General features: G+C 60.1%; 17 protein-coding genes and 3 pseudogenes. 12 read left to right on the top strand and 8 right to left on the bottom strand.

Annotated elements, in window-relative coordinates:
• Positions 1–19 precede the first annotated feature (19 nt).
• From speA to PMI32_RS0128975, 8 genes and pseudogenes are all read right to left on the bottom strand, one after another.
• Entirely contained in the window at positions 20–1,933 is a 1,914-nt protein-coding gene (gene speA / locus PMI32_RS10185) for an arginine decarboxylase (protein WP_008031279.1), read from the bottom strand.
• A gap of 217 nt (positions 1,934–2,150) precedes the next feature.
• Positions 2,151–2,522, bottom strand: coding sequence for a translation initiation factor Sui1 (locus tag PMI32_RS10190; protein ID WP_008031278.1), 372 nt, complete (start codon positions 2,520–2,522; stop codon positions 2,151–2,153).
• 291 nt (positions 2,523–2,813) lie between these two features.
• A complete protein-coding gene (locus PMI32_RS10195) occupies positions 2,814–3,371 on the bottom strand; it encodes an NUDIX hydrolase (RefSeq protein ID WP_008031277.1) in 558 nt (185 codons plus the stop codon).
• A gap of 3 nt (positions 3,372–3,374) precedes the next feature.
• Positions 3,375–4,442 (bottom strand): DUF2333 family protein, encoded by a 1,068-nt coding sequence (locus tag PMI32_RS10200; RefSeq protein ID WP_008031276.1) that lies wholly within the window; start codon positions 4,440–4,442, stop codon positions 3,375–3,377.
• A gap of 153 nt (positions 4,443–4,595) precedes the next feature.
• Positions 4,596–5,072, bottom strand: coding sequence for a hypothetical protein (locus tag PMI32_RS10205; protein WP_008031275.1), 477 nt, complete (start codon positions 5,070–5,072; stop codon positions 4,596–4,598).
• Positions 5,069–5,575 (bottom strand): annotated as a pseudogene (locus PMI32_RS10210) (Hcp family type VI secretion system effector). The gene PMI32_RS10205 and the pseudogene PMI32_RS10210 overlap by 4 nt, the downstream one beginning before the upstream one ends.
• Positions 5,576–5,589: 14 nt before the next feature.
• The gene (locus tag PMI32_RS10215; RefSeq protein WP_008031273.1) at positions 5,590–6,273 is read right to left on the bottom strand and encodes a hypothetical protein; all 684 of its coding nucleotides are present in this window, start codon (positions 6,271–6,273) and stop codon (positions 5,590–5,592) included.
• Positions 6,270–7,404, bottom strand: a pseudogene (locus PMI32_RS0128975) (DUF2515 family protein). The gene PMI32_RS10215 and the pseudogene PMI32_RS0128975 overlap by 4 nt, the downstream one beginning before the upstream one ends.
• Before the next feature lie 315 nt (positions 7,405–7,719).
• Here PMI32_RS0128975 and gcbA point away from each other — a divergent pair.
• The 12 genes and pseudogenes from gcbA (at position 7,720) to purD (ending at position 22,813) form a co-directional block, all read left to right on the top strand.
• Positions 7,720–9,390 (top strand): diguanylate cyclase GcbA, encoded by a 1,671-nt coding sequence (gene gcbA / locus PMI32_RS10220; RefSeq protein WP_008031270.1) that lies wholly within the window; start codon positions 7,720–7,722, stop codon positions 9,388–9,390.
• A 1,492-nt stretch (positions 9,391–10,882) separates the two neighbouring features.
• Positions 10,883–11,389: pseudogene (locus tag PMI32_RS31110) on the top strand (methyl-accepting chemotaxis protein); the annotation flags it as partial.
• A gap of 163 nt (positions 11,390–11,552) precedes the next feature.
• Entirely contained in the window at positions 11,553–13,292 is a 1,740-nt protein-coding gene (locus PMI32_RS10230; RefSeq protein WP_008031267.1) for a protein-disulfide reductase DsbD, read from the top strand.
• 131 nt (positions 13,293–13,423) lie between these two features.
• The gene (aroQ, locus tag PMI32_RS10235) at positions 13,424–13,879 is read left to right on the top strand and encodes a type II 3-dehydroquinate dehydratase (protein ID WP_008031265.1); all 456 of its coding nucleotides are present in this window, start codon (positions 13,424–13,426) and stop codon (positions 13,877–13,879) included.
• Positions 13,880–13,903: 24 nt separating this feature from the next.
• Positions 13,904–14,365: an acetyl-CoA carboxylase biotin carboxyl carrier protein gene (accB, locus tag PMI32_RS10240; protein WP_008031264.1), complete on the top strand. Its 462-nt coding sequence runs from the start codon at positions 13,904–13,906 to the stop codon at positions 14,363–14,365.
• 17 nt (positions 14,366–14,382) lie between these two features.
• A complete protein-coding gene (gene accC / locus PMI32_RS10245) occupies positions 14,383–15,741 on the top strand; it encodes an acetyl-CoA carboxylase biotin carboxylase subunit (RefSeq protein WP_008031262.1) in 1,359 nt (452 codons plus the stop codon).
• 259 nt (positions 15,742–16,000) lie between these two features.
• Positions 16,001–16,879 (top strand): 50S ribosomal protein L11 methyltransferase, encoded by an 879-nt coding sequence (gene prmA / locus PMI32_RS10250; RefSeq protein WP_008031261.1) that lies wholly within the window; start codon positions 16,001–16,003, stop codon positions 16,877–16,879.
• Between the two features lie 30 nt (positions 16,880–16,909).
• Positions 16,910–18,160 (top strand): DUF3426 domain-containing protein, encoded by a 1,251-nt coding sequence (locus PMI32_RS10255; protein WP_008031258.1) that lies wholly within the window; start codon positions 16,910–16,912, stop codon positions 18,158–18,160.
• Positions 18,161–18,345: 185 nt separating this feature from the next.
• Entirely contained in the window at positions 18,346–19,356 is a 1,011-nt protein-coding gene (gene dusB, locus PMI32_RS10260; protein ID WP_008031257.1) for a tRNA dihydrouridine synthase DusB, read from the top strand.
• The gene (fis, locus tag PMI32_RS10265; protein ID WP_007907419.1) at positions 19,353–19,673 is read left to right on the top strand and encodes a DNA-binding transcriptional regulator Fis; all 321 of its coding nucleotides are present in this window, start codon (positions 19,353–19,355) and stop codon (positions 19,671–19,673) included. Before dusB ends, fis begins: the two co-directional genes overlap by 4 nt.
• A gap of 81 nt (positions 19,674–19,754) precedes the next feature.
• A complete protein-coding gene (gene purH / locus PMI32_RS10270) occupies positions 19,755–21,362 on the top strand; it encodes a bifunctional phosphoribosylaminoimidazolecarboxamide formyltransferase/IMP cyclohydrolase (protein WP_008031255.1) in 1,608 nt (535 codons plus the stop codon).
• A 155-nt stretch (positions 21,363–21,517) separates the two neighbouring features.
• Entirely contained in the window at positions 21,518–22,813 is a 1,296-nt protein-coding gene (gene purD / locus PMI32_RS10275) for a phosphoribosylamine--glycine ligase (RefSeq protein ID WP_008031253.1), read from the top strand.
• Positions 22,814–22,891 lie beyond the last annotated feature (78 nt).

The raw sequence follows: 22,891 nt of genomic DNA, 5'->3' as shown, positions 1-22,891 counted from the left end.
GCGAGAACGGCGACTTACCTCAGGAAGACAGGTAAGACGAACGGGTCAAGCCCAGACGCAGGGCGTCGAGGAACTGGGTGCGCTCGGCCGCGCTGATGCGCGCACTGGCGCACTTGTCGCGGTAGTGGGTCATCAGCTCTTCCGGCGACAAATGCACGTAACGCAGCATGTCTTCAATGGTGTCGTGGGTTTCGATACCCGCGTGGTACACGCTGCCGTCGGCATTCTGGTAGATGTTCACCGAGTCGGTGTCACCGAACAGGTTGTGCATGTCGCCAAGAATTTCCTGGTAGGCGCCGACCAGGAAGATCCCCAGCAGGTAGTCTTCGCCCTCATTCAGAGCGTGCACTGGCAGGCTGGTCTCGATGCTCTGCTCGTCGACGTATTGCTTGATCTTGCCGTCGGAGTCGCAGGTCAGGTCTTGCAGCACCGCGCGGCGCAGCGGCTCTTCGTCGAGACGGTGCAGTGGCAGGATCGGCAGGACCTGGCCGATGGCCCAGGTATCCGGCAGGCTCTGGAATACCGAGAAGTTGCAGATGTACTTGTCGGCCAGCTTGTCGTTGAGTTCGTCGAGCACTTGACGATGCGAACGCTGACGCGCCTTCAACGAGTTGTGCAGGCGACGGCACACGGCGAAGTAGCATTGTTCGGCCAGGGCTTTTTGCGCCAGGGTCAGCTTGCCGTCGGCGTACTGGGTGGCCACGTCGCTCATGTAGTGAGTGGCGCGCCAGTAGGTTTCGGTGACCATTTCGATGTCGGTCGGGCCGAGCAGGTCAACCAGCCACTGCACGGTTTCCGGCAGCTCTTCCTTGTTGTCGATCTTCGGCACGTCGTCGTTGTGTTTCTCGACGTCGGTGACTTGCACCACCAGCATGGCGTGGTGCGCGGTCAGGGAACGGCCGCTTTCGGAGAAAATGTTCGGGTGCGGCAGGCTCTGCGCGTCGCAGAACTCTTTGAGCATCCCGACCACGACACCGGCGTAATCGTCCATGTCGTAGTTGATCGAGCTGGCGTTACGCGAGTGCGTGCCGTCGTAGTCGACGCCCAGACCGCCACCGACGTCGATGTGGTCAACCGGCAGGCCGAGGTTGCGCAGTTCGCCGTAGTAACGAATCGCTTCCTTGAAACCGTGCTGGTAGTCCGCCAGGTTGGCGATCTGCGAGCCCATGTGGAAGTGCAGCAGACGAATGCCCTGGTCCAGACCCGCCGCGCGGAAACGCTCGACCACCGACAGCAGTTGCGCCGCCGACAGACCGAACTTGGATTTCTCGCCACCGGTGTCCGCCCACTTGCTCGAAGCCAGGGACGACAGGCGCACGCGCAAGCCGACCTGCGGCTTGACCTTCAGCGAGGCGGCTTCTTCGATCACCAGGCCGACTTCGGATTCTTTCTCGATCACGATGAACACGTTGTGGCCAAGCTTCTGGCCCATCAGCGCCAGCCGAATGAACTCGCGGTCCTTGTAACCGTTGCACACGATGGTGCCGCCCTTCGGCGCCAGTGCCAGCACGGCCAGCAGCTCAGGCTTGGAGCCGGCTTCCAGGCCGATGGAAACGTTCTGCGTGGCGATGATGTTTTCGATCACCGCTTCTTGCTGGTTAACCTTGATCGGGTACAGCGCGGTGTACTTGCTCTGGTATTCCAGGCGCTCGATGTTGGCATCGAAGGCGCCGGTCAGCTGACGCACGCGGTCTTGCAGAATGTCCGGAAAACGCACCAGCAGCGGCAAGGACAAGCCGCTTTTACGCAGCTGGTCGACTTGCTCGAACAGGTCGATAGGCGAACTGGCCGGACCGTTCGGACGAACTTCGACGCGACCGGCGTCATTGATCGCGAAATACCCGGCCCCCCAATGGCGAATCCCGTAAACACTGCGGCTGTCCGCAACTGTCCATTGGCTGCCATCGTCTTTGCGTGTGCGTCGTACGGACATTGAAGTCCCCTATAAAGAAGTCATAGAGCGTCGCCTGGGTTCAGGCCGGCGCAGTCTAAAGGATGAAAATGACGGTTCGTCAACGAGGGGATAGACCTCGCTGACCGCAGTGAGTTTAGAAACCGGTCAGAACAGGCTCTGTGAAAACCATGTAGGCGACGCCAGGCCAGAAGAAATCAGGACCGGGTCAAGCCGAGGGTGGTTTTCACAGAGGCTGCTAGCCGCCGGACTTCTTTGCCTTGAAACCGAGTTTGATCAGCTCGCCCAACAGTAGCTCGACATGATCGCCCTGGATCTCAATGATTCCGTCTTTCAACGCCCCACCGGTGCCACAGCGTTTCTTCAACGTGGTGGCCAGGTCCTTGAGCGCGTCTTCAGCCAACGGCACGCCGGTGATGGTGGTCACCGTCTTGCCGCCACGGCCCTTGCTTTCGCGACGCACGCGAGCGATGCCGTCGCCGGCCGGGATAACGGTCTGTTTGCAGATACAGGCGTCCACCGGCTTACTGCAATCCGGGCAATGACGACCTGCGTCGGTGGAAAATACCAGGCCACCAAGGGCGGCGAAGGATGCGGCTTTTTTGGCCACCGGCAATCCTCTTGGGAGGACAAAGACTGGTCGCGGCAACCTGGGCAGGTGCCATCGACCGCGAAGCCCCACTCAGGCAGGGGCAGCGCTACTGAACCGAAACAACCTTTGTAGGAGCTGGCTTGCCAGCGATGGACTTCAACGATAACGCGTGCGTTCAGAAACTGCGCGTCGTCTTTGCGTTCATCGCGAGCAAGCTCGCTCCTACAGGAAAGCAATACGGTTCAGCTTGAAAAGGTCGCGCAGTGTAACGGCAAAAAGCCGACTTGCTAAGAGCCAATCGGCGCCAATTTATGCCTCTTTTGCGACGTCCCCGCCACGAGCCCGGAGATAGCGCTTCAACGCGGCCAGAGAGTCCGGGCAGTAAGGCTTTTCGTCGATTTCCCGAAGCACTTCATCGATTGGCAAAAAGCGCGCTTCGAGCACCTCTTCCGGTTGCAAGGTCAACGGCCCGTCCCACACTGCCGAAAACGCCGAACACCACAAACGATTGCCGGTGTCTTCGAAGAAAAAATGGTCATGGGCAGTGAGTTCCACCCCGCTCACGCCCAACTCTTCTTCAAGCTCGCGGGCGGCCGATTCGGCGTAGGTTTCGCTGGCGAGCACCATGCCCCCCGCCGCCACGTCCCAGTAACCCGGATAAATCGCTTTGCTCAGGGTGCGCCGGTGAACGCAGAGTTCGCCAGCCGAATTGAACAGCATGATGTAGGTGCCGCGCCCGATCAGCCCGCGCTCGCGCAGGTCCGAGCGGACCAGGGCGCCGAGCAGGTTGTCCTGCTCGTCGACCCAGGCGATCTGTTCGGCATCCGAGGCCGCGCGGTGGGCGGCCTCTCTGGCGTTATCGACCATGACTCAGCCCTGATTGAGCAGTTGACGCAAATCGATCACTGCGGCGTTGGCCCGGGAAATGTAATTGGCCATGACCAGCGAGTGGTTGGCCAGTACGCCGAAGCCGCTACCGTTGAGAATCATCGGGCTCCAGACCGGTTCCTGCGACGCTTCCAGTTCACGAATGATCTGGCGCACGCTGACGGTCGCGTTCTTCTTCGCCAACACATCGGCGAAGTCGACTTCGATGGCACGCAGCAAGTGGGACAAGGCCCAGGCCTGACCGCGAGCTTCATAGAACACGTTGTCGATCTGCATCCACGGGGTTTCGACGATTTCCTCGTCAACCTGTGGCACCTGGCCCGGCGCGACCACTTCGGTCTTCAGCGCGGTGTTCAGTTTGACCCGGCCAACGCTGGCCGACAGGCGTTGCGACAGCGAACCCAAACGGGTGCCCACATCGCCCAGCCAGTTGTTCAGGTTGTCGGCGCGAGCATAAAACAGCGCGTTTTTCTGCAACGGGTCGGACAGACGCGCCTGATAGCGGCTCAGGGAATTGATGCCTTCCTGATACTCGGACTCGCTGGAGGGCAGCACCCAGCTTTTATTGTCGAAGTTGAAACGCGGCTCGGCTTTCGCCAGATCGGCGTCTTCGGCCGATTGCGACTGCGAACGGGCGAAGTCTTTGCGCAGCGCCCGCGTCAGATCGCGGACCTGGACCAGCACGCCATATTCCCAGCTCGGCGTGTTGTCCATCCACAGGCCCGGCGGGAAACGGTCGTTGGAGATATAGCCGCCCGGTTTGGTCAGCAAGGTGTCGGCAACGGTCTTGAGCGTTTCGACCGTGGTGTAGCCGATGACCATTTGCTTGCCTTCTTTCTCGGCCGCCACTTGAGCATTCTGTTGGACCGGGAACAGCGCCGGCTCCTGGCTCCAGTACCAGCCAAGCACAAAGGCCACAATCAGATAGAGGCCGATCAGCGTGGCCAGCGCCCGACTGAACAAAAGGCCACCGATGTAACTGCGGGTAGCCGATTTCGGTTCAGCGGCACGTTCAGGCGCGCTGCCCGCGCGGTTCTTCCAGTCCAGCATGGCGATATCCTTTCAATCACTTGAGTTCATCGGTTCGACCACAACCATACAACAACGTGCCTTTGCCCGGCACCCGTCGTCGGGTTATCCGCAGAAATTAGCGTCAGGTCTGTGACAACCGTGCGCCGATGAATTCTAGTCGCCCTGCCAGGGTTAAACGCCAATGACCTTCATTGAAATTTGCTGCCACCCCGTTGATGTAAACAGATGAGCAATGCCCTTGCCGTCGGTCCTGCGTGGCGCCGTGTCCCCATCCACCGTCGCAATGTAGTCATGCAGCGCCAGCGGCTCACCGGTTGCGCTGTCCCGGAGGCAAAAGACTCTTGGCGTTCTCGACGGCTGAACGGGCGGATTTTGCATCAGCTCCATTATCTTCGGATCAAACGTCCGCTCCGGCATTACCCAATCAGCGTAATCGGCTTCAGGCCTGACCAACCGCCATTCCCCCCGCTCGATCGGGTCAAGCACCTCGCTCTCGATATCGATCAGCAGGCCGGCACGCAGCTCGTCCATTCCATCGATAAGCTGCCGATCTTGCAGCGCCTGGCGCACAAGCTCCAGCGCTTGCTCACTGGGCCAGGCATGTTGGCGCTCCCATTCGGACAGATCGAGCTCGTTGACCAACCTCATCCCGGCACCTCAGTGCTCCACTCATCGGACCCCATGGTTCGACTGACTTCATGCCGCCAATAGATGCGCCGGTAACTGAAATGGACTTTCTCCACTTAAGTGAGGTGAGCGGTACCGGGATCCTGGCAATGCGGCATGAGCACTTCAGCGCCGATGATCACCGCGTCTTCCAGTTCCATCGTATAAAAGTGTTCCTGGATTCCCTGAGCCGAGGTGCGATACCACTCGACGCGGCATATTTTTAGCAATTCTCCAGAACATAAAGCGTTGTTGATCAGCGGAGTCGCTTTATCGATGGCCTTGGTGACGATCAAGGGCTTGTGCATCCGACGACCTGCGCCAGACCCTTTCGGTACGAAGATACCGTGGCTCAGGGCCTGGATCATGATTTGGTCCTCACGCCCCTTTTGATAGATGTTGCCCACCGACGCCTCAGTAAAAGCACCAGCGCTGATCAGGCCTTGGTGTTCGCCGTGGAGGGTCATGAAGGCGGGAGTTGGCATGGTGGGGCTCCTTTTTATTTGGGTTGTGGGGCTGGGAAGTGACTGGGTTCGTCGTACATGTCTTCGATTTCGTCGAAGGGCCTCCAGGCTTTACCGAGGTCCAAGGTGATGAGGTAGCGTTCCTGACTCGGATTTCGATAATCCTCGAAGCGTCCCAGTATCAGCATGGCCTGATACTTGTCGCCCGCCTGCCAATAGGATCGCCCGGAAAGAATTCCTCTACTCAAGTAAGCCCGCCACTCAGGGGTATCCGCGATCGTGGGATTGTTTCGTAGCCCCTTTGCCACCCAGCCTTTTTCGCGCCATTGGTCTTGCAGATCGAGAACTACCTTGAGGGCATCATCGATCAGTAGTGGCTCGATCTGCGGGGACATGCGGATGCTGCTAACGATATTGTCGTCAAATACAACAGTGAAAAAGCGCGCTCTCGGTGTGACGAATTCGTACTGCGGATCGATTAATCGAAGGCGCGCATCCGTCTTGGGAAGCCCCATCCAGATTTCCCCGGGGATCATAGGGCTGAAGGGAACTGAAGAATGTTTGCGCAAGGTTTCGTAGGTCCCCCCCATTTCCAATGCGATGACCGGCTCTTGCGATAGAGACTTAACTAACTGATTCGTAGCCATCCATAGCAGGACAGCCAGAAACAGCAAACCCGCCCCAAGCCACCAGTGGTCGATACCTGGCCGCAAACTCATGGGATTACCTGCCCAGACGCAATCTCGACGATCGACTGCTCAAGTACACTTCGGTTTGTGTCATTAAGCATCTGATCAAAGCGTGCTGCAGCGCGAAGTACGAAAGGCATTCGCTGCTGGATATCCGACAAGTCCGCCAGCGGGTTATTGCTGAAACCAATGGTGCGCTCGTCCTCGACGCGCTCACATTGGCTGGTAAGGGTCAACTCAATCGCCTGGGCAACGCCTGAAGGAAACCCAGTGACGTAGGATGCATGGTTGGCAAGCAGTAAGCTGACCAACTGCCGATCCTTGTAAATAGTTGGCTGGAGAATATTCTGTTGCTCATGCCAAGCTAGATGCCTAACACTACCCGCAATATCTCCGTCCTCTATTGCCTCAAAACCCAGCAAAATCTCGGTGTAATCCAGCCCGAATTCCAGCTTCTCCTTCCCCGCTGGCCACAGCACCGGAAACCTCGGATGCCCAAATATTCCCGCCCGTGCTCCCAAACACTTTTTCAACTCTCTGAACCCCCGTTTCGCATAAAACTCATGCAACGGAAAAACATCCAGAAACAGCGTGGTGTTCCCCAGCGCCATCATGTCGCTGCTGCACCAGCGACAGCTCCTCACCCGTTGAATGAAAATCCAAAGAGGGCACCGGATTGCGTGCATCCGCTTCCTTATAGTCACGCAACTTTTGCGCCTGCCCGGCCATCCTGTCCGGCGTCAACAAACCGTACTTTCGACGACTGTCACGCATACGCTCCCGCGACTCATGCTCTTCACGGATCAGTTCGATGCTGTCCGCCGCGTGAAGCAACCCGCAGCCCACCTGCTTGGAGGCAAACGCCGCCAGCCCGGCCCACTGAAACCTGGAATCGTGCAACCAGAGTCGAGCGTACGCAGCGTTGATAACGCGGTTGCGCTCAACAGGGTCGGCAATCAATACCCCTCCAGGTGCGACGATGTCCTCCGCCTCCCGCTGGTAGTGCCGCCATAGGCACGCGCACGTCAGAATCGGGACGTCGGTAACAAACGTCTTGCTCCCATAGAGCAGTTCTTCTTTGCATTCACAATCAGCAACGGGTGTGCTGTTGTGATTCAGGCGCTGCTCGTCGCTGGGATGTTCTTTGAAACACTGGGTCATGATGGGCCGATGGCATCTAAGGGTTTCCCTGACACCCTACCAGCCGAAAATCCGGTTCAAGTCTGCTGGCGAAAAATCAGAACTCCCTGACAAGTAACGCTCGCCGGGATGACAGACGATTCGCGAAAACAGACAGGAGAGGCCCTGATCATGGGTAATGCCAGATCACCGACACACATTTTCAGACCCGCCAGTCAGAAACTGAATGACGTCGCATTGCAGATTATTGACATACGACACTCATGCGACTGAAAAGAGGTGCTAGCATAGAGCCACCAGTCGATCTCAGCATGCACCCTAACTAGTAGTCAGGATATGACCGAGCCAGAAGACCCCAGCCGTGAGCGCCTCAAGCACCACTTTGCCCAGCGGGTAATTCATCAGGCACGTCAAATTCTTGAGATCTGGCAGCGCCTGCAACGCAGTGAGTGGTCCACCACCGACTTATCGGAACTGAGTGAAGCCAACCTGCGCCTGCTGCGTTTCGCCGAGCGCTTCGAACAACCGGAACACACGCAGCTGGCGCGCCACATCGGCCAGTCGCTGGAGGCTGTCGACGCCAATCGCGGGCGCCTCAGCAGCGGCCTGATCACTGACCTCAATCGCTTGATGCAGCGGCTGTCGCGTACCGGCCTGCGCCATGGCGATCAGCTCGAACAAACCTTCCTGCCGCCGTTGCGCAAGCCGATCTACGTGATGCTGCAGGATCACGACCGTGCCGAGCGACTGGCCAAACAACTGGAATTTTTCGGCCTCAGCGCCCAGTCCCTCGACAGCGTGTCGGCGTTTCGCTCCTCGATGGTCGAGCGTTTGCCTGCCGCGATTGTCATGGACGTGGACTTCAGCGGCCCCGGCGTCGGCCTGAAACTGGCCGCCGAAGCCCAGGTCGGCCTGGATGAACCGTTGCCGCTGCTGTTTTTCAGCCTGCTCGAAACCGACACCCCGACCCGCCTCGCCGCGGTGCGTGCCGGCGGCCAGGAATTTCTCACCGGCACCCTCGAAGCCTCGAGCCTGCTGGAGAAAATCGAAGTCCTGACCTGCGTCGCACAGTACGAACCTTATAAAGTGCTGATCATCGACGATTCCCGCGCCCAGGCCTTGCACACCGAGCGCCTGCTCAACAGCGCCGGGATCGTCACGCGCACCTTGATCGAGCCGATCCAGGCCATGGCCGAACTGGCGGATTTCCAGCCCGACCTGATCATTCTCGACATGTACATGCCGGCCTGCACCGGTACGGAACTGGCCAAAGTGATCCGCCACAATGACCGCTATGTCAGCGTGCCGATCATTTACCTGTCGGCCGAAGACGATCTGGACAAGCAGCTCGACGCCATGAGCGAGGGCGGCGACGACTTCCTGACCAAACCGATCAAGCCCCGGCACCTGATCACCACCGTGCGCAACCGCGCGGCACGGGCGCGCAATCTGAAAGCGCGGATGGTCCGCGACAGCCTCACCGGGCTGTACAACCACACGCACATCCTGCAATTGCTCGAAGACTGCAGCTTCCGCGCCCGCCGCGAGAGCAAGCCGCTGAGCTTTGCGATGCTCGACATCGACCACTTCAAACGGGTCAACGACAGCCACGGCCACCCCATGGGCGACCGTGTGATCAAGAGCCTGGCGCTGTTCCTCAAGCAACGATTGCGCAAGACCGATTTCATCGGCCGCTACGGCGGCGAAGAATTTGCCATCGTCATGCCGGACACCGATATCGAAGCGGCCTGTAAAGTCCTCGACGAAATCCGTCAGCGCTTCGCCGAAATCCATTACCCCGCTCAGCCCCAGGACCTCTGGTGCACGTTCAGCGCCGGGGTGGTCGAGCTGTGCGAAGACTCCGACGGCCTGATGATGGCCAGCCAGGCGGACGAAGCGCTGTACCGCGCCAAGCATGCCGGACGCAACCGTGTACAAGCCGCACGGACGTCAAAGCAAAGTGCCACTTTTTCATCGGAATCGACCCATTCAGTCATAACCCTGTAACAGAAACGCAATAACTTCAGGCACTTACCATTTCGCCGTTGGTAGTCCCTTGATGCGCCTGAAGCTGCTGACCAATCTCAACACCCTCCTTCTAGTCGCCGTGTGCGTGGCCCTCGGCGCCACGCTTTGGTGGTCGCAAAAAGCCCTGGAGCGCCCCTATCTATTGATGGAGCGCTACCTCGGGTTGTCCCAGCAATTTCAGAATGAAGTGGCGCGCAACATCGAGGATTACCTGGCCAGCGGCGATGCCTTGCGCCTGAGCAGCGCCAGCCAAGCCATCGACGGCCTGCAAAAGGAACTTGCCGAGCTACCGCCGACGCTGGCCGACAGCTTGCGCCCGAGCCTGTCGAACCTGGATGAATTCAGCAAAACCGACCTGTTGGCCGCTGGCAAACTTGCGGGCGATCCTCAGGCGCTGTTGCTGCAAGCCGAACGCGAACTCGGCGCCAGCCTCGACCAGTTGAGTCAATACGCCAGCAGCAACGCGAGCTATCTGACGCCATTGCTCGCGGCCTCCCAACACCTGGGAAAACTCTCTTTGGCGCGGGACAAACTGGTCAGCAGCGGCCGCAGCGAACTGGCCGCCGATGTCGAGCGCGAAGTCATCAACATCCGCACGCAAGCCGAGCTTCTGAACGCCTTGCCGCTCTTGGGCGTGACCAGTAAAAGTGAATCGGGTACCGACGATTTCGCGGCAATGATGGGCCTGGAGAACACCGAAAAAACCGTTGCGGAAGATGCCGGCGTCGGCCTCAAGCGCGAGCTCAACGGCCTGCTGACGCGCTATCCCGCAGAGCTGGCGCGAACCCGCGAGCAGATCCAGAAACGCGCCGACCTCAGCGCCGCGACGCACCAGAAAATCGCTGCCGTGCAACAGTCCATCGCCGGGCTGGAACCGGTGGTCCGTGCCCAGCACGGGCAGATCCAGAGCGAAGTGCGGCTGATGCAAGGGGTGATGATCGGCTTGATTCTGCTGATCGCATTACTCATCGACACCCTGCAGCGGCGCCTGGCCCGGACGCTGACCAACCTCGCGCCAGCACTCTCTACCTGGGCCGAAGGCGACTTCAGCCGCGACATCGAATTGGGCAAGACCAATCGCGAACTGCATGACATCCAGGCCTCGCTCAATCGACTGCGCGCCTACCTCGTCGATCTGGTCGGAACCATTCGCCTCAACGCCGAGCAGGTTGCGGGCAGCAGCCGCACCCTGGCCGAGTTGAGCAATGATTTGCACAGCGGCGCCGAACATCAGGCAGGTGACACCGCGTTGATCCGCGACTCCCTCGGCGAGCTGGAAGCGACCATTCAACAAGTCGCCGGCGATGCCAGCCAGGCTGCCGACGCCAGCCGCCATGCTGGATTGGCGGTGGAACATGGACAGAAAGTCATCGGTTTGAGCCTCACCGGGCTGCATGCGCTGGTGGGCGAAGTGCAAAGCAATGCACAGATGATCGAACATCTGGCCGAGGAGTCCGCCACCATCGGCGGCGTGCTGACGGTGATCCGCTCGATTGCCGACCAAACCAACCTGCTGGCCCTGAACGCCGCCATTGAAGCGGCCCGCGCCGGGGAAATGGGACGCGGGTTTGCCGTCGTGGCGGAAGAGGTTCGGTCATTGGCGCAGCGCACCGCAGGCGCTACGGCGGAGATCCAGAACTTGATCGCCGGGCTGCAGACAGCGGCCCGAGAGTCGGTGGAAGGCATGCGCGCGCAGGTTGAACACGCCGAGGCGACAGCCAATCAGGCTCAAGCGGCCGACGGCGCGCTGGATAAAATCGTCGGGGCGATCCAGACGATTTCCGACACCGCCGTACGCATCGCCGATGTCACGGCTCAGCAGAGCGGAGCCGTCAGCGAAATCCGCGATCACAGTGAGCGGATTCACCAATTGGGCGGGGATAACTTGCTGCGTATCGGTGAGGGACGTGAGCAAGGCGAGCATTTGTTGGTGTTGGGCGGGCGGTTGCATACGGCCGTTCAAGCTTTCCGCGTCTGATAAACCGCCATCGCCGGCAAGCCGGCTCCTACAAGGACACCGCCGTACCTGTAGGAGCCGGCTTGCCGGCGATGGCGCCAGAACAATCACCACAGAACTCCCTGCCCTGCACACCGTGCAACTGTCCGCTATCATGCCCCCAATTCCGATACGCGAGATCGTCATGCGCCGTTTGCTCTGCCTGCTGCTTTTAGTGCTCGCCCTGCCGGCCACCGCCGGCGGTTTGCTGGAGAGTCGCCCCAGTTCCACCCTGGGTTCGATCAACAACAGCGCCGACTTCCTGCCGGTGCGCGAAGCCTTTCAACTGAGCCTGATAGACAGCACGCCACAATCGATCAAGCTGCGTTTCGTCGCCACCGAGGGTTATTACCTCTACCGCCATCGCTTTCAGTTTCGCGCCGACCCTGCCGAGATCGTAGTCGGCCCGGCACAGCTGCCCAAAGGCGAGCAGAAACACGATGAGTACTTCGGCGACGTCGAGGTTTACCACGGGATTCTCGATGTCGAACTGCCGCGCAGCGATCAGCGCGCCTTCACGCTGGCGGTGACCTATCAAGGCTGTGCCGACAAAGGCCTGTGCTATCCGCCCGAGACCGAACGCCTGAATATCGACGGCAGTGGCGGCGCCACCACGAGCTGGAGTTGGCGGGAACTGGCATTGTTCTTCCTTGCGGGCCTTGGCCTGACCTTCACCCCTTGCGTGCTGCCGATGCTGCCGATCCTCTCCGGCGTGGTGTTGCGTGGCCAGGTGGGTGGCTTGCGTGGCTTCAACCTGTCGCTCGCTTACGTGCTGCCGATGGCCGCCTGCTTCGCCCTGCTCGGTGCGTTGATGGGGATGTTCGGCGCACAGCTCAACCTTCAGGCGCGGCTGCAATCGGCGTGGGTGCTGGTGCCGTTCGCAATGTTTTTTGCGCTGTTTGCCTTGGCGATGTTCGGTGTCTTCGAACTCAAGTTGCCGCACGCGATCAGCAGTCGGCTGGACCGAATTGCCGGGCGCACCGAAGGCGGTTCGTTGTGGGGCGCGGCGGTGCTGGGCGTGGTTTCCAGTCTGTTGGTTTCACCCTGCGTCTCGGCACCGCTGGCCGGCGCGCTGCTGTACATCAGCGCCAGTGGCGATGCGCTGGGCGGCGGCTTGAAACTGTTCATGCTCGGCCTCGGCATGGGCGCACCGCTGTTGCTGGTGGCCACTGGCGGCGCCGCCTGGCTGCCGAAAAGCGGACCATGGCTGGTCTACGTGAAAAACGCGATTGGCGTGCTATTGCTGGGTCTGGCGGTCGGCCTGCTCAGTCGCGTGCTGCCGGGGCAGATCACTTTGTTGCTGATCGGCTTGCTGGCCGGTGGTGTCGGTTTGTTCATGGGCGCGCTGGAGTTCGTCTACAAACCCCCGCGAAAACGCCTGGGCCAGTTACTCGGAATGTTCCTGCTGTTTTATGCACTGGCTTGTTGGTATGGCGCCTTCAGTGGCCAGACCGATCCGCTCAATCCAATCGGCCAGCCGCGTGTCGTCAACAGCAACGAGCAGTCGCAAAACACCAGCGACTGGCAAACCGTCACGACTCCGGCTGAACTCGATCGCGTCCTCGCCGAAGCCAAATCCTCCGGTACGCCACTGCTGCTCGACTGGTACGCCGACTGGTGCATCAGCTGCAAAGTCATCGAACACAAAGTGCTTAACGACGCGCAAGTCGTCGAACGCCTCAAGGGTTATCGGCTGATTCGCTTCGACATCACCGCCAGCAACGCCGAGCAACGCGCCCTCCTCGACCGATACAAACTGTTCGGTCCACCGGCGCTGATGTTTTTCGGCAAGGACGGTGCCGAACGCGCCGATGTACGAGTGATCGGCGAAATCAGCGCCGCGGACTTCGCCGAACGTGTATCCAAAGCAAATGACCGGATTTAATCACCCGGTCACATATTTCGCGCAAACATCGGCCATCGTGCTGGCTATTGCATAGAACTGGACAGTCACAAAGGCTTTGCGGCATAGTCGCCGGGTTCTGACAAATGCACACGGATAACGAGGAACAGCAGATGGCGACCCTATTGGTTCTGCACGGCCCCAACCTGAACATGCTCGGCACCCGTGAACCGGGCACCTATGGCGCTACGACACTGGCGCAGATCAATCAGGACCTGGAACGCCGCGCTCGTGAAGCCGGCCATCATTTGCTGCACCTGCAAAGCAACGCCGAGTACGAATTGATCGACCGCATCCACGCTGCCCGCAGCGAAGGTGTGGACTTCATTCTGATCAATCCAGCAGCTTTTACACACACAAGTGTCGCATTACGTGACGCGCTGCTGGCGGTGAGCATCCCATTCATCGAAGTGCATTTGTCTAACGTGCACAAACGCGAACCTTTCCGCCATCACTCTTACTTCTCCGACGTAGCGGTGGGAGTGATCTGCGGCCTTGGCGCCAGCGGTTATCGACTGGCCCTGGAGGCTGCACTAGAGCAGCTTGAACAACAAGCTATACGCCCCTGACCGACCCTTGGGAGTTGATGATTCATGGATATCCGTAAAGTTAAGAAACTGATCGAACTGCTGGAAGAGTCCGGCATCGACGAGCTCGAGATCAAGGAAGGCGAAGAGTCCGTTCGCATCAGCCGCCATAGCAAAACCCCGGCTCAGCAATACTACGCTCCGGCGCCAATGCACGCTCCGGCTCCAGCGCCTGCCGCTGCTGCCCCGGTTGCCGCTGCCGCTCCTGCTGCACCGTCCGCTCCAGTCCTGAACGGCACCGTTGCCCGTTCGCCAATGGTCGGCACCTTCTATCGCAAATCTTCGCCAAGCTCGCCGTCCTTCGTTGAAGTCGGCCAGACCGTGAAGAAAGGCGACACCCTGTGCATCGTCGAAGCCATGAAGATGATGAACCACATCGAAGCTGAAACCAGCGGTGTGATCGAATCCATCCTCGTCGAAGACGGCCAGCCGGTTGAGTACGACCAACCGCTGTTCACCATCGTTTGAACCGCGGAGAAACTTTGATGACTGCGAAGTTGGAAAAAGTTCTGATCGCCAACCGCGGTGAGATCGCACTGCGGATTCTGCGTGCCTGCAAAGAGATGGGCATCAAGACCGTCGCCGTTTACTCCAAGGCCGACAAAGAGCTGATGCACCTGGGCCTGGCAGACGAATCCGTCTGCATCGGTCCGGCCTCGGCCGCCCACTCTTACCTGCACATCCCGGCAATCATCGCCGCGGCTGAAGTGACCGGCGCCACCGCCATTCACCCAGGCTACGGTTTCCTTGCGGAAAACGCTGATTTCGCTGAGCAGGTCGAGAACTCCGGCTTCGCCTTCATTGGTCCGAAAGCCGACACCATTCGCCTGATGGGCGACAAGGTATCGGCCAAGCACGCGATGATCGCTGCTGGCGTTCCAACCGTTCCGGGTTCTGACGGCCCGCTGCCGGAAGACGAAGAAACCGCTCTGCGCATCGGTCGCGAAGTCGGTTACCCGGTGATCATCAAAGCCGCTGGCGGCGGTGGTGGTCGCGGCATGCGCGTTGTGCATAGCGAAGAAGACCTGATCTCTTCGGCGAAACTGACCCGCTCCGAAGCAGGCGCGGCGTTCGGCAACCCGATGGTCTATCTGGAAAAATTCCTGACCAACCCACGTCACGTGGAAGTCCAGGTACTTTCCGACGGCCAGGGTCACGCCATTCATCTGGGCGACCGCGATTGCTCGCTGCAACGTCGTCACCAGAAGGTTCTCGAAGAAGCGCCGGCACCGGGCATCGACGAGAAAGCACGCCAGGAAGTCCTCGCTCGCTGCGTCAAGGCGTGCATCGACATCGGCTACCGCGGCGCCGGTACCTTTGAGTTCCTTTACGAAAACGGTCACTTCTACTTCATCGAGATGAACACTCGTGTCCAGGTAGAGCACCCGGTTTCGGAAATGGTCACCGGTATCGACATCGTCAAGGAGATGCTCAGCATCGCCGCCGGCAACAAGCTGTCGTTCACCCAGGATGACGTGGTCATCCGCGGTCACGCGCTGGAATGCCGGATCAACGCCGAAGACCCGAAAACCTTCATGCCAAGCCCAGGCACGGTCAAGCATTTCCACGCTCCAGGCGGCAACGGCGTTCGCGTCGATTCGCACCTGTACAGCGGTTATGCCGTTCCGCCGAACTACGATTCGTTGATCGGCAAGCTGATCACCTACGGCGCAACCCGTGACGAAGCCATGGCGCGCATGCGCAATGCGCTGGACGAAATCGTTGTCGACGGGATCAAGACCAACATCCCGCTGCACCGCGACCTGACCCGCGATGAAGGCTTCTGCAAAGGTGGTGTGAACATTCACTACCTGGAACACAAGCTGGCTGGCGAAAAGCACTAAGCTTTTAGCCTGATCAACAAAGCCGCCTTCGGGCGGCTTTGTTTTTTCTGAAGGTTTCATATCTTTCTGTAGGAGCGAGGCTTGCCCGCGAAGGGCGCGCATCAGTCATACAGACATACCGCGGCGCCTGGTTCGCGGGCAAGCCTCGCTCCTACGAAGAGCTAAATCGCCCGGTCGTCTTCTGCGTCGCGCTCGCGTAAACTTGCGCGCTTCTCGCAGCCCGCTAGGCTGCAATCAATATTTTTCAAAGGTGCCCGCCATGCCTTGGCTGCAAGTCCGTCTCGCCATCAGCCCAGAACAAGCCGAAACCTACGAAGACGCTTTCCTTGAAGTGGGCGCCGTGTCGGTGACTTTCATGGACGCCGAAGACCAGCCGATCTTCGAACCGGAACTCAACACCACCCCGCTGTGGTCGCACACTCACCTGCTGGCCCTGTTCGAAGGCGGCACCGAAGCCGCTTCGGTCCTGGCACATCTGGAGCTGCTGACCGGCAGCCCGCTGCCCGAGCATCACAGCGAAGTCATCGAAGACCAGGACTGGGAACGCAGCTGGATGGACGATTTCCAGCCAATGCGCTTCGGCCAACGCCTGTGGATCGTGCCGAGCTGGCACGCAGCACCTGAACCCGACGCCGTGAACATTCTGCTGGACCCGGGCCTCGCGTTCGGCACCGGCACGCACCCGACCACCGCGCTGTGCCTGGAATGGCTCGACGGTCAGGACCTGAAAGACTGCAACGTGCTGGACTTTGGTTGCGGCTCGGGGATCCTGGCCATTGCCGCCCTGCTGCTCGGCGCCAAGGAAGCCGTCGGCACTGACATCGACGTGCAGGCGCTGGAAGCCTCGCGCGACAACGCCGGTCGCAACAACATCGCCGACGCGCTCTTCCCGCTGTATCTGCCGGAAGATCTGCCGCAGGTTAAGGCCGATGTGCTGGTGGCCAACATCCTCGCCGGCCCGCTGGTCTCCCTCGCACCGCAACTGTCGAGCCTGGTCAAGCCGGGTGGTCGCCTGGCGCTGTCGGGCATCCTCGCCGAGCAAGGTGATGAAGTAGCCGCCGCCTACGCGCAGGACTTCGATCTGGACCCGATCGCCAATCGCGATGGCTGGGTGCGCATCACTGGCCGTCGGCGCTAGAATGAGCGCCTGCATAATCCGGATCGCCGCATGACCGACAGCTTCGTCACCCAGTGCCCGCATTGCCAAACCAGCTTCCGCGTCAGCCATGCTCAGTTGAGCGTGGCCCGTGGAGTGGTTCGTTGCGGCTCGTGCCTGCAGGTGTTCAACGCCGCCAAGCAACTGCTTGAGCAGGCAGGCAAGGAAGTGATCCCCCCGGCGGCTCCGGCCATCGTCGAGACAGCCGAGCCAGAACCTCGGGCCATCAGCCAGAAGCAGTGGACTGCCGCCGAACTGGACCTGGACAGCCTGGACCTGGATGAAGAACTCGCTCGACTGGAACAGCGGGAAATCCAGCCGACCACCGAATTCGGTCGCCACCGCGAAGACAGCCTGAGCGCCCGCCGCGATAGCGCCGAGCACGACGAAGAGCCGTGGTCCGACAGCCTGTTCAGCGACTCCGCTGCCGATCGCGCCGAAGCGGCGGAAGCGGCGGAAGCGGCAGAAGCCCCCCTCACGCCGGAACCGGCGATCGAGCCGAGCAAACCTTCGCGCACCGAACCCTCGCTGTCCCTGGAACCCGTGGAACTGGACGACGAGCCTCTGCCGCCGCAACTGCGCCTGAACGATCCACTCGACGCCCCGCTCCATCACGAACGCCTGTCAGCCACCGACGCCAGTGACGATATCGACGACGACCTGCCTTCGATCGAACCGCTGCGCAAACGCCGTGAACGTAGCGAACCGGGCGTACGCGCCGAGGTGCTGCAAGACCTGACCGATGACCCGCTGCAACTTGACTGGCAAAAACGCCGCTCGCCCTGGGGGCGTCGGTTTTTCTGGTTGCTGCTGATCCTGCTCGGCGCTGGCGCGCTCGCGGGTCAATACATCGCTTACCATTTTGATGAACTGGCTCGTCAGGATCAGTACCGTCCGTGGTTCCAGCAGTTCTGCCCGCAAATCGGCTGCACCGTGCCGTCGAAAGTCGACATCGCGAAAATCAAGAGCAGCAACCTGGTGGTGCGCAGCCATCCGGAATTCAATGGCGCGCTGGTGGTCGACGCGATCATCTACAACCGCGCGCCCTTCTCCCAGCCGTTCCCGCTGCTGGAGCTGCGCTTTGCCGACCTCAACGGTCACCTGATCGCCAGCCGTCGCTTCAAGCCCGGCGAGTACCTCAACGGCGATCTTGAAGGCATGGCGGAAATGCCGCCGCAAACGCCGATCCACATCGCCCTGGACATCCTCGACCCAGGCGCCAAAGCCGTGAACTACAGCCTGAGCTTTCACTCACCCGAGTGAAACGCTTCAATGTTACGGGTTTGACGGCACATTTCTGGCAGAGACCGCTCATACCAAACTGCTGGCAATAACAGAATAACTGTTCAGATTTTGTTCAATTCAGCCTTTATCCAGTCATCGAGAGCGGGTATCATGCCAACCCTTTTTCGAACTCTCATGATCCGGCCCCACAACTGGAAAGTCCTATGTCGGCGGTACGCATCGGTCCATACACATTGCACAACGGCTTGATTCTCGCCCCTATGGCGGGTGTCACCGACCAACCCTTTCGTCAGCTGTGCAAGCGACTGGGCGCAGGACTTGTAGTCTCGGAAATGGTCACCAGCGACATGAGTTTGTGGAACACCCGCAAATCGCGCATGCGCATGATCCACGAAGGTGATCCCGAGCCACGCTCGGTGCAGATCGCCGGTGGTGATGCACAGATGCTGGCGGATGCGGCCAGGGCCAACGTCGAACTGGGCGCACAGATTATTGATATCAACATGGGCTGTCCGGCAAAGAAGGTCTGCAACAAGGCCGCCGGTTCCGCATTGTTGAAGGATGAAGCACTGGTGACCGAGATCCTGCAGGCCGTGGTGGCTGCGGTTGATGTGCCGGTTACCTTGAAGATCCGTACCGGCTGGGACCGGGACAACAAGAACGGTCTGACGGTGGCGAAGATCGCCGAGCAGGCAGGCATTACGGCGTTGGCGGTCCATGGCCGCACCCGTGCCGATCTGTACACCGGTGAAGCCGAGTACGACACCATTGCCGCGATCAAGCAGGCCGTGTCGATGCCGGTCTTCGCCAATGGCGACATCGATTCGCCGGAAAAGGCCCGCTACGTGCTCGACGCGACCGGTGCCGATGGACTGTTGGTTGGACGGGCTGCCCAGGGGCGGCCATGGATTTTTCGCGAGATCGACCATTTCCTGCGTACCGGCGAGAAACTCCCGGCGCTGGACCTGATCGAGGTGGAACGCATTCTGCTAGAGCATCTGGCCGCACTGCACGTCTTCTATGGAGATGTCATGGGTGTCCGGATCGCTCGGAAGCATGTGGGCTGGTATCTCGCAACCTTGCCGGGCGCCAGGGAGTTTCGCGCCCACTTCAATCGTTTGGAAGATACGGAAGCACAATGCGCCAACGTTCAGGGCTTCTTCGCCGAACGTTACAAGAGCCTGACAGGGGACGGAGAAGAGGTGGCCGCATGACGATGATGACCGAGACTTTAGTGAGTGGAACAACACCCGTGAGCGACAACGTGAATTTGAAACAGCACCTCAATACGCCAAGCGAAGAAGGCCAGACCCTTCGCGGGAGTGTCGAGAAGGCGCTGCACAATTATTTCGCCCACCTTGAGGGCGCTGCCGTCACGGATGTGTACAACCTGGTGCTCTCCGAAGTCGAGGCGCCCCTGCTCGAGTGCGTGATGAACTACGTCAAGGGTAACCAGACCAAGGCCAGCGAGCTGCTCGGGCTGAACCGAGGCACCCTGCGCAAGAAACTCAAGCAGTACGATTTGCTGTAAGCATTCAATCAAACCAGAAAGGCGCCCGCGTAAAAACGGTCGCCTTTTTTGCTGACTCCTTTGCTTTTGATGGAAATTGAAATGACCGACCAGACTACCCGCCTGCCGATCCGCCGCGCCTTGATCAGCGTTTCCGACAAGACCGGGATCCTCGAATTCGCCAAAGAGCTTGAAGCCCTGGGCGTCGAGATCCTCTCCACCGGCGGAACGTTCAAGCTGCTGCGTGACAACGGCGTTGCCGCAGTGGAAGTCGCGGATTACACCGGTTTCGCAGAAATGATGGACGGTCGGGTGAAAACCCTGCACCCGAAAATCCACGGCGGGATCCTCGGTCGTCGCGGTATCGACGACGCGATCATGAACGAGCACGGCATCAAGCCGATCGATCTGGTGGCGGTCAACCTGTACCCGTTCGAAGCCACCATCAACAAGCCAGGCTGCGACCTGCCGACCGCCATCGAGAACATCGACATCGGCGGCCCGACCATGGTCCGTTCCGCGGCAAAAAACCATAAAGACGTGGCCATCGTGGTGAATGCCAGCGACTACGCCAACGTGCTGGAAAGCCTGAAGGCCGGCGGCCTGACCTACGCTCAGCGTTTTGACCTGATGCTCAAGGCCTTCGAACACACCGCTGCCTACGACGGCATGATCGCCAACTACATGGGCACCGTGAACCAGGCCGCTGACACCCTCACCACCGAAGGTCGCAGCGAGTTCCCGCGCACCTTCAACAGCCAGTTCATCAAGGCTCAGGAAATGCGCTACGGCGAGAACCCGCACCAGAGCGCGGCGTTCTACGTTGAAGCCAAGCCGGCTGAAGTTGGTATCGCCACCGCGACCCAACTGCAAGGCAAGGAGCTGTCCTACAACAACGTGGCCGACACCGACGCCGCGCTGGAATGTGTGAAGAGCTTCGTCAAGCCGGCCTGCGTGATCGTCAAGCACGCCAACCCGTGTGGTGTTGCCGTGAGCCCGGACGCCGAAGGCGGCATCCGTCAGGCCTACGAACTGGCCTACGCCACCGACACTGAATCCGCGTTCGGCGGCATCATCGCCTTCAACCGCGAGCTGGATGCCGAGACCGCCAAGGCGATCGTCGAGCGTCAGTTCGTCGAAGTGATCATCGCCCCAAGCGTCAGCGAAGAAGCCCGCGCCATCGTCGCGGCAAAAGCCAACGTGCGCCTGCTGGCCTGTGGCGAGTGGTCGGCTGACCGCGCTGCTGCCTGGGACTACAAACGCGTCAACGGTGGCCTGCTGGTGCAGAGCCGCGACATTGGCATGATCAGCGCCGATGACCTGAAAGTCGTGACCAAGCGTGCACCGACCGAACAGGAAATCCACGACCTGATCTTCGCCTGGAAAGTCGCCAAGTACGTCAAGTCCAACGCCATCGTCTACGCCAAGAACCGCCAGACCATCGGTGTCGGCGCTGGCCAGATGAGCCGCGTGAACTCCGCGCGCATTGCCGCGATCAAGGCTGAACATGCCGGCTTGCAGGTGGCGGGTTCGGTCATGGCATCCGACGCGTTCTTCCCGTTCCGCGACGGCCTGGACAACGCGGCCAAGGTCGGCATCACTGCGGTGATCCAGCCAGGCGGCTCGATGCGTGACAACGAAGTGATTGCAGCAGCTGATGAAGCCGGCATCGCCATGGTGTTCACCGGCATGCGCCACTTCCGTCACTAAGAACACGATCAACTGTAGGAGTGAGCCTGCTCGCGATAGCGTCCTTTCAGACACATTGATTCTGACTGTAACGCCGCCATCGCGAGCAGGCTCACTCCTACAGAAAAGCATCTCTGCGGTGCATCACAGAATTAGCGTCATCCGAGGTTTTTGAAATGAATGTTTTGATCATTGGCAGCGGTGGCCGTGAACACGCCCTGGCCTGGAAAGTGGCTCAGGATCCGCGCGTGCAGAAAGTTTTCGTGGCTCCGGGCAACGCCGGCACCGCCATTGAAGCCAAGTGCGAAAACGTCGCTATCGATGTGCTCGCACTGGAGCAACTCGCCGACTTCGCCGAGAAAAACGTTTCCCTGACCATCGTCGGTCCGGAAGTGCCGCTGGTTGCCGGCGTCGTCGACCTGTTCCGCTCCCGTGGCCTGGACTGCTTCGGTCCGACCGCTGGCGCCGCGCAGCTGGAAGGTTCGAAAGCCTTCACCAAGGATTTCCTGGCACGCCACAAGATCCCGACCGCCGACTACCAGAACTTCACCGAGATCGAGCCAGCCCTGGCTTATCTGCGTGAAAAAGGCGCACCGATCGTGATCAAGGCCGATGGCCTGGCCGCCGGTAAAGGCGTGATCGTTGCCATGACACTGGCCGAAGCCGAAGACGCCGTGCGCGACATGCTCGCGGGTAACGCGTTTGGCGAAGCCGGTTCGCGCGTGGTCATCGAAGAATTCCTGGACGGCGAAGAAGCCAGCTTCATCGTCATGGTCGACGGCAAGAACGTACTGCCGATGGCCACCAGCCAGGACCACAAACGCGTCGGCGACGGCGACACCGGCCCGAACACCGGCGGCATGGGTGCTTACTCTCCTGCGCCAGTCGTCACCAGCGAAGTGCACAAGCGCGTCATGGACCTGGTGATCTGGCCGACCGTGCGCGGCATGGCCGAGGAAGGCAATGTTTACACCGGTTTCCTCTACGCTGGCCTGATGATCGACAAGGCTGGTAACCCAAAAGTCATCGAATTCAACTGCCGTTTCGGCGACCCTGAGACCCAACCGGTTATGCTGCGCTTGCAGTCGAGCCTGGTGTTGCTGGTCGAGGCGGCCCTGGCGCAAGCGCTGGACAAGGTCGAAGCCCAATGGGATCCACGTCCGAGCGTCGGTATTGTTTTGGCGGCAGGCGGCTATCCTGGCGACTACGCTAAAGGCGTCGCCATCAACGGTCTGGATGCAGCCGCAGCGCTGGAAGGCAAAGTCTTCCACGCCGGTACTGCGCTCAAGGACGGTCAAGTGGTGACGGCCGGCGGTCGGGTGCTTTGCGCCACTGCCATGGGTGCCAGCGTCGATGCTGCCCAGCAGCAGGCTTACAAGCTGGCCGCGAAGATTGACTGGGAAGGCTGCTTCTATCGCAACGACATTGGCTACCGTGCCATTGCCCGTGAGCGTGGCGAAAATCAGGAATAAGCGATCCATTCGGCAGGGCTTGGGATTCAAGCCCTTGCCGGACTATTCCGGCGCCGCGCATAGTTATATTCTGGCATC

Origin of the sequence: Pseudomonas sp. GM60 (genome assembly GCF_000282415.1) — a bacterium.
GTDB classification, from domain to species: domain Bacteria; phylum Pseudomonadota; class Gammaproteobacteria; order Pseudomonadales; family Pseudomonadaceae; genus Aquipseudomonas; species Aquipseudomonas migulae.
Note: the sequence above shows the minus strand (reverse complement) of the source record. Positions and strands in the feature narration are given on the sequence as shown.

Bases quoted from the DNA above. Each gene is read 5' to 3' on its own strand.
- speA (WP_008031279.1), bottom strand. From the start codon at position 1,933: ATGTCCGTACGACGCACACGCAAAGACGATGGCAGCCAATGGACAGTT.
- PMI32_RS10195 (WP_008031277.1), bottom strand. From the start codon at position 3,371: ATGGTCGATAACGCCAGAGAGGCCGCCCACCGCGCGGCCTCGGATGCC.
- PMI32_RS10200 (WP_008031276.1), bottom strand. From the start codon at position 4,442: ATGCTGGACTGGAAGAACCGCGCGGGCAGCGCGCCTGAACGTGCCGCT.
- PMI32_RS10205 (WP_008031275.1), bottom strand. From the start codon at position 5,072: ATGAGGTTGGTCAACGAGCTCGATCTGTCCGAATGGGAGCGCCAACAT.
- PMI32_RS10215 (WP_008031273.1), bottom strand. From the start codon at position 6,273: ATGAGTTTGCGGCCAGGTATCGACCACTGGTGGCTTGGGGCGGGTTTG.
- gcbA (WP_008031270.1), top strand. From the start codon at position 7,720: ATGACCGAGCCAGAAGACCCCAGCCGTGAGCGCCTCAAGCACCACTTT.
- PMI32_RS10230 (WP_008031267.1), top strand. From the start codon at position 11,553: ATGCGCCGTTTGCTCTGCCTGCTGCTTTTAGTGCTCGCCCTGCCGGCC.
- aroQ (WP_008031265.1), top strand. From the start codon at position 13,424: ATGGCGACCCTATTGGTTCTGCACGGCCCCAACCTGAACATGCTCGGC.
- accB (WP_008031264.1), top strand. From the start codon at position 13,904: ATGGATATCCGTAAAGTTAAGAAACTGATCGAACTGCTGGAAGAGTCC.
- accC (WP_008031262.1), top strand. From the start codon at position 14,383: ATGACTGCGAAGTTGGAAAAAGTTCTGATCGCCAACCGCGGTGAGATC.
- prmA (WP_008031261.1), top strand. From the start codon at position 16,001: ATGCCTTGGCTGCAAGTCCGTCTCGCCATCAGCCCAGAACAAGCCGAA.
- PMI32_RS10255 (WP_008031258.1), top strand. From the start codon at position 16,910: ATGACCGACAGCTTCGTCACCCAGTGCCCGCATTGCCAAACCAGCTTC.
- dusB (WP_008031257.1), top strand. From the start codon at position 18,346: ATGTCGGCGGTACGCATCGGTCCATACACATTGCACAACGGCTTGATT.
- fis (WP_007907419.1), top strand. From the start codon at position 19,353: ATGACGATGATGACCGAGACTTTAGTGAGTGGAACAACACCCGTGAGC.
- purH (WP_008031255.1), top strand. From the start codon at position 19,755: ATGACCGACCAGACTACCCGCCTGCCGATCCGCCGCGCCTTGATCAGC.
- purD (WP_008031253.1), top strand. From the start codon at position 21,518: ATGAATGTTTTGATCATTGGCAGCGGTGGCCGTGAACACGCCCTGGCC.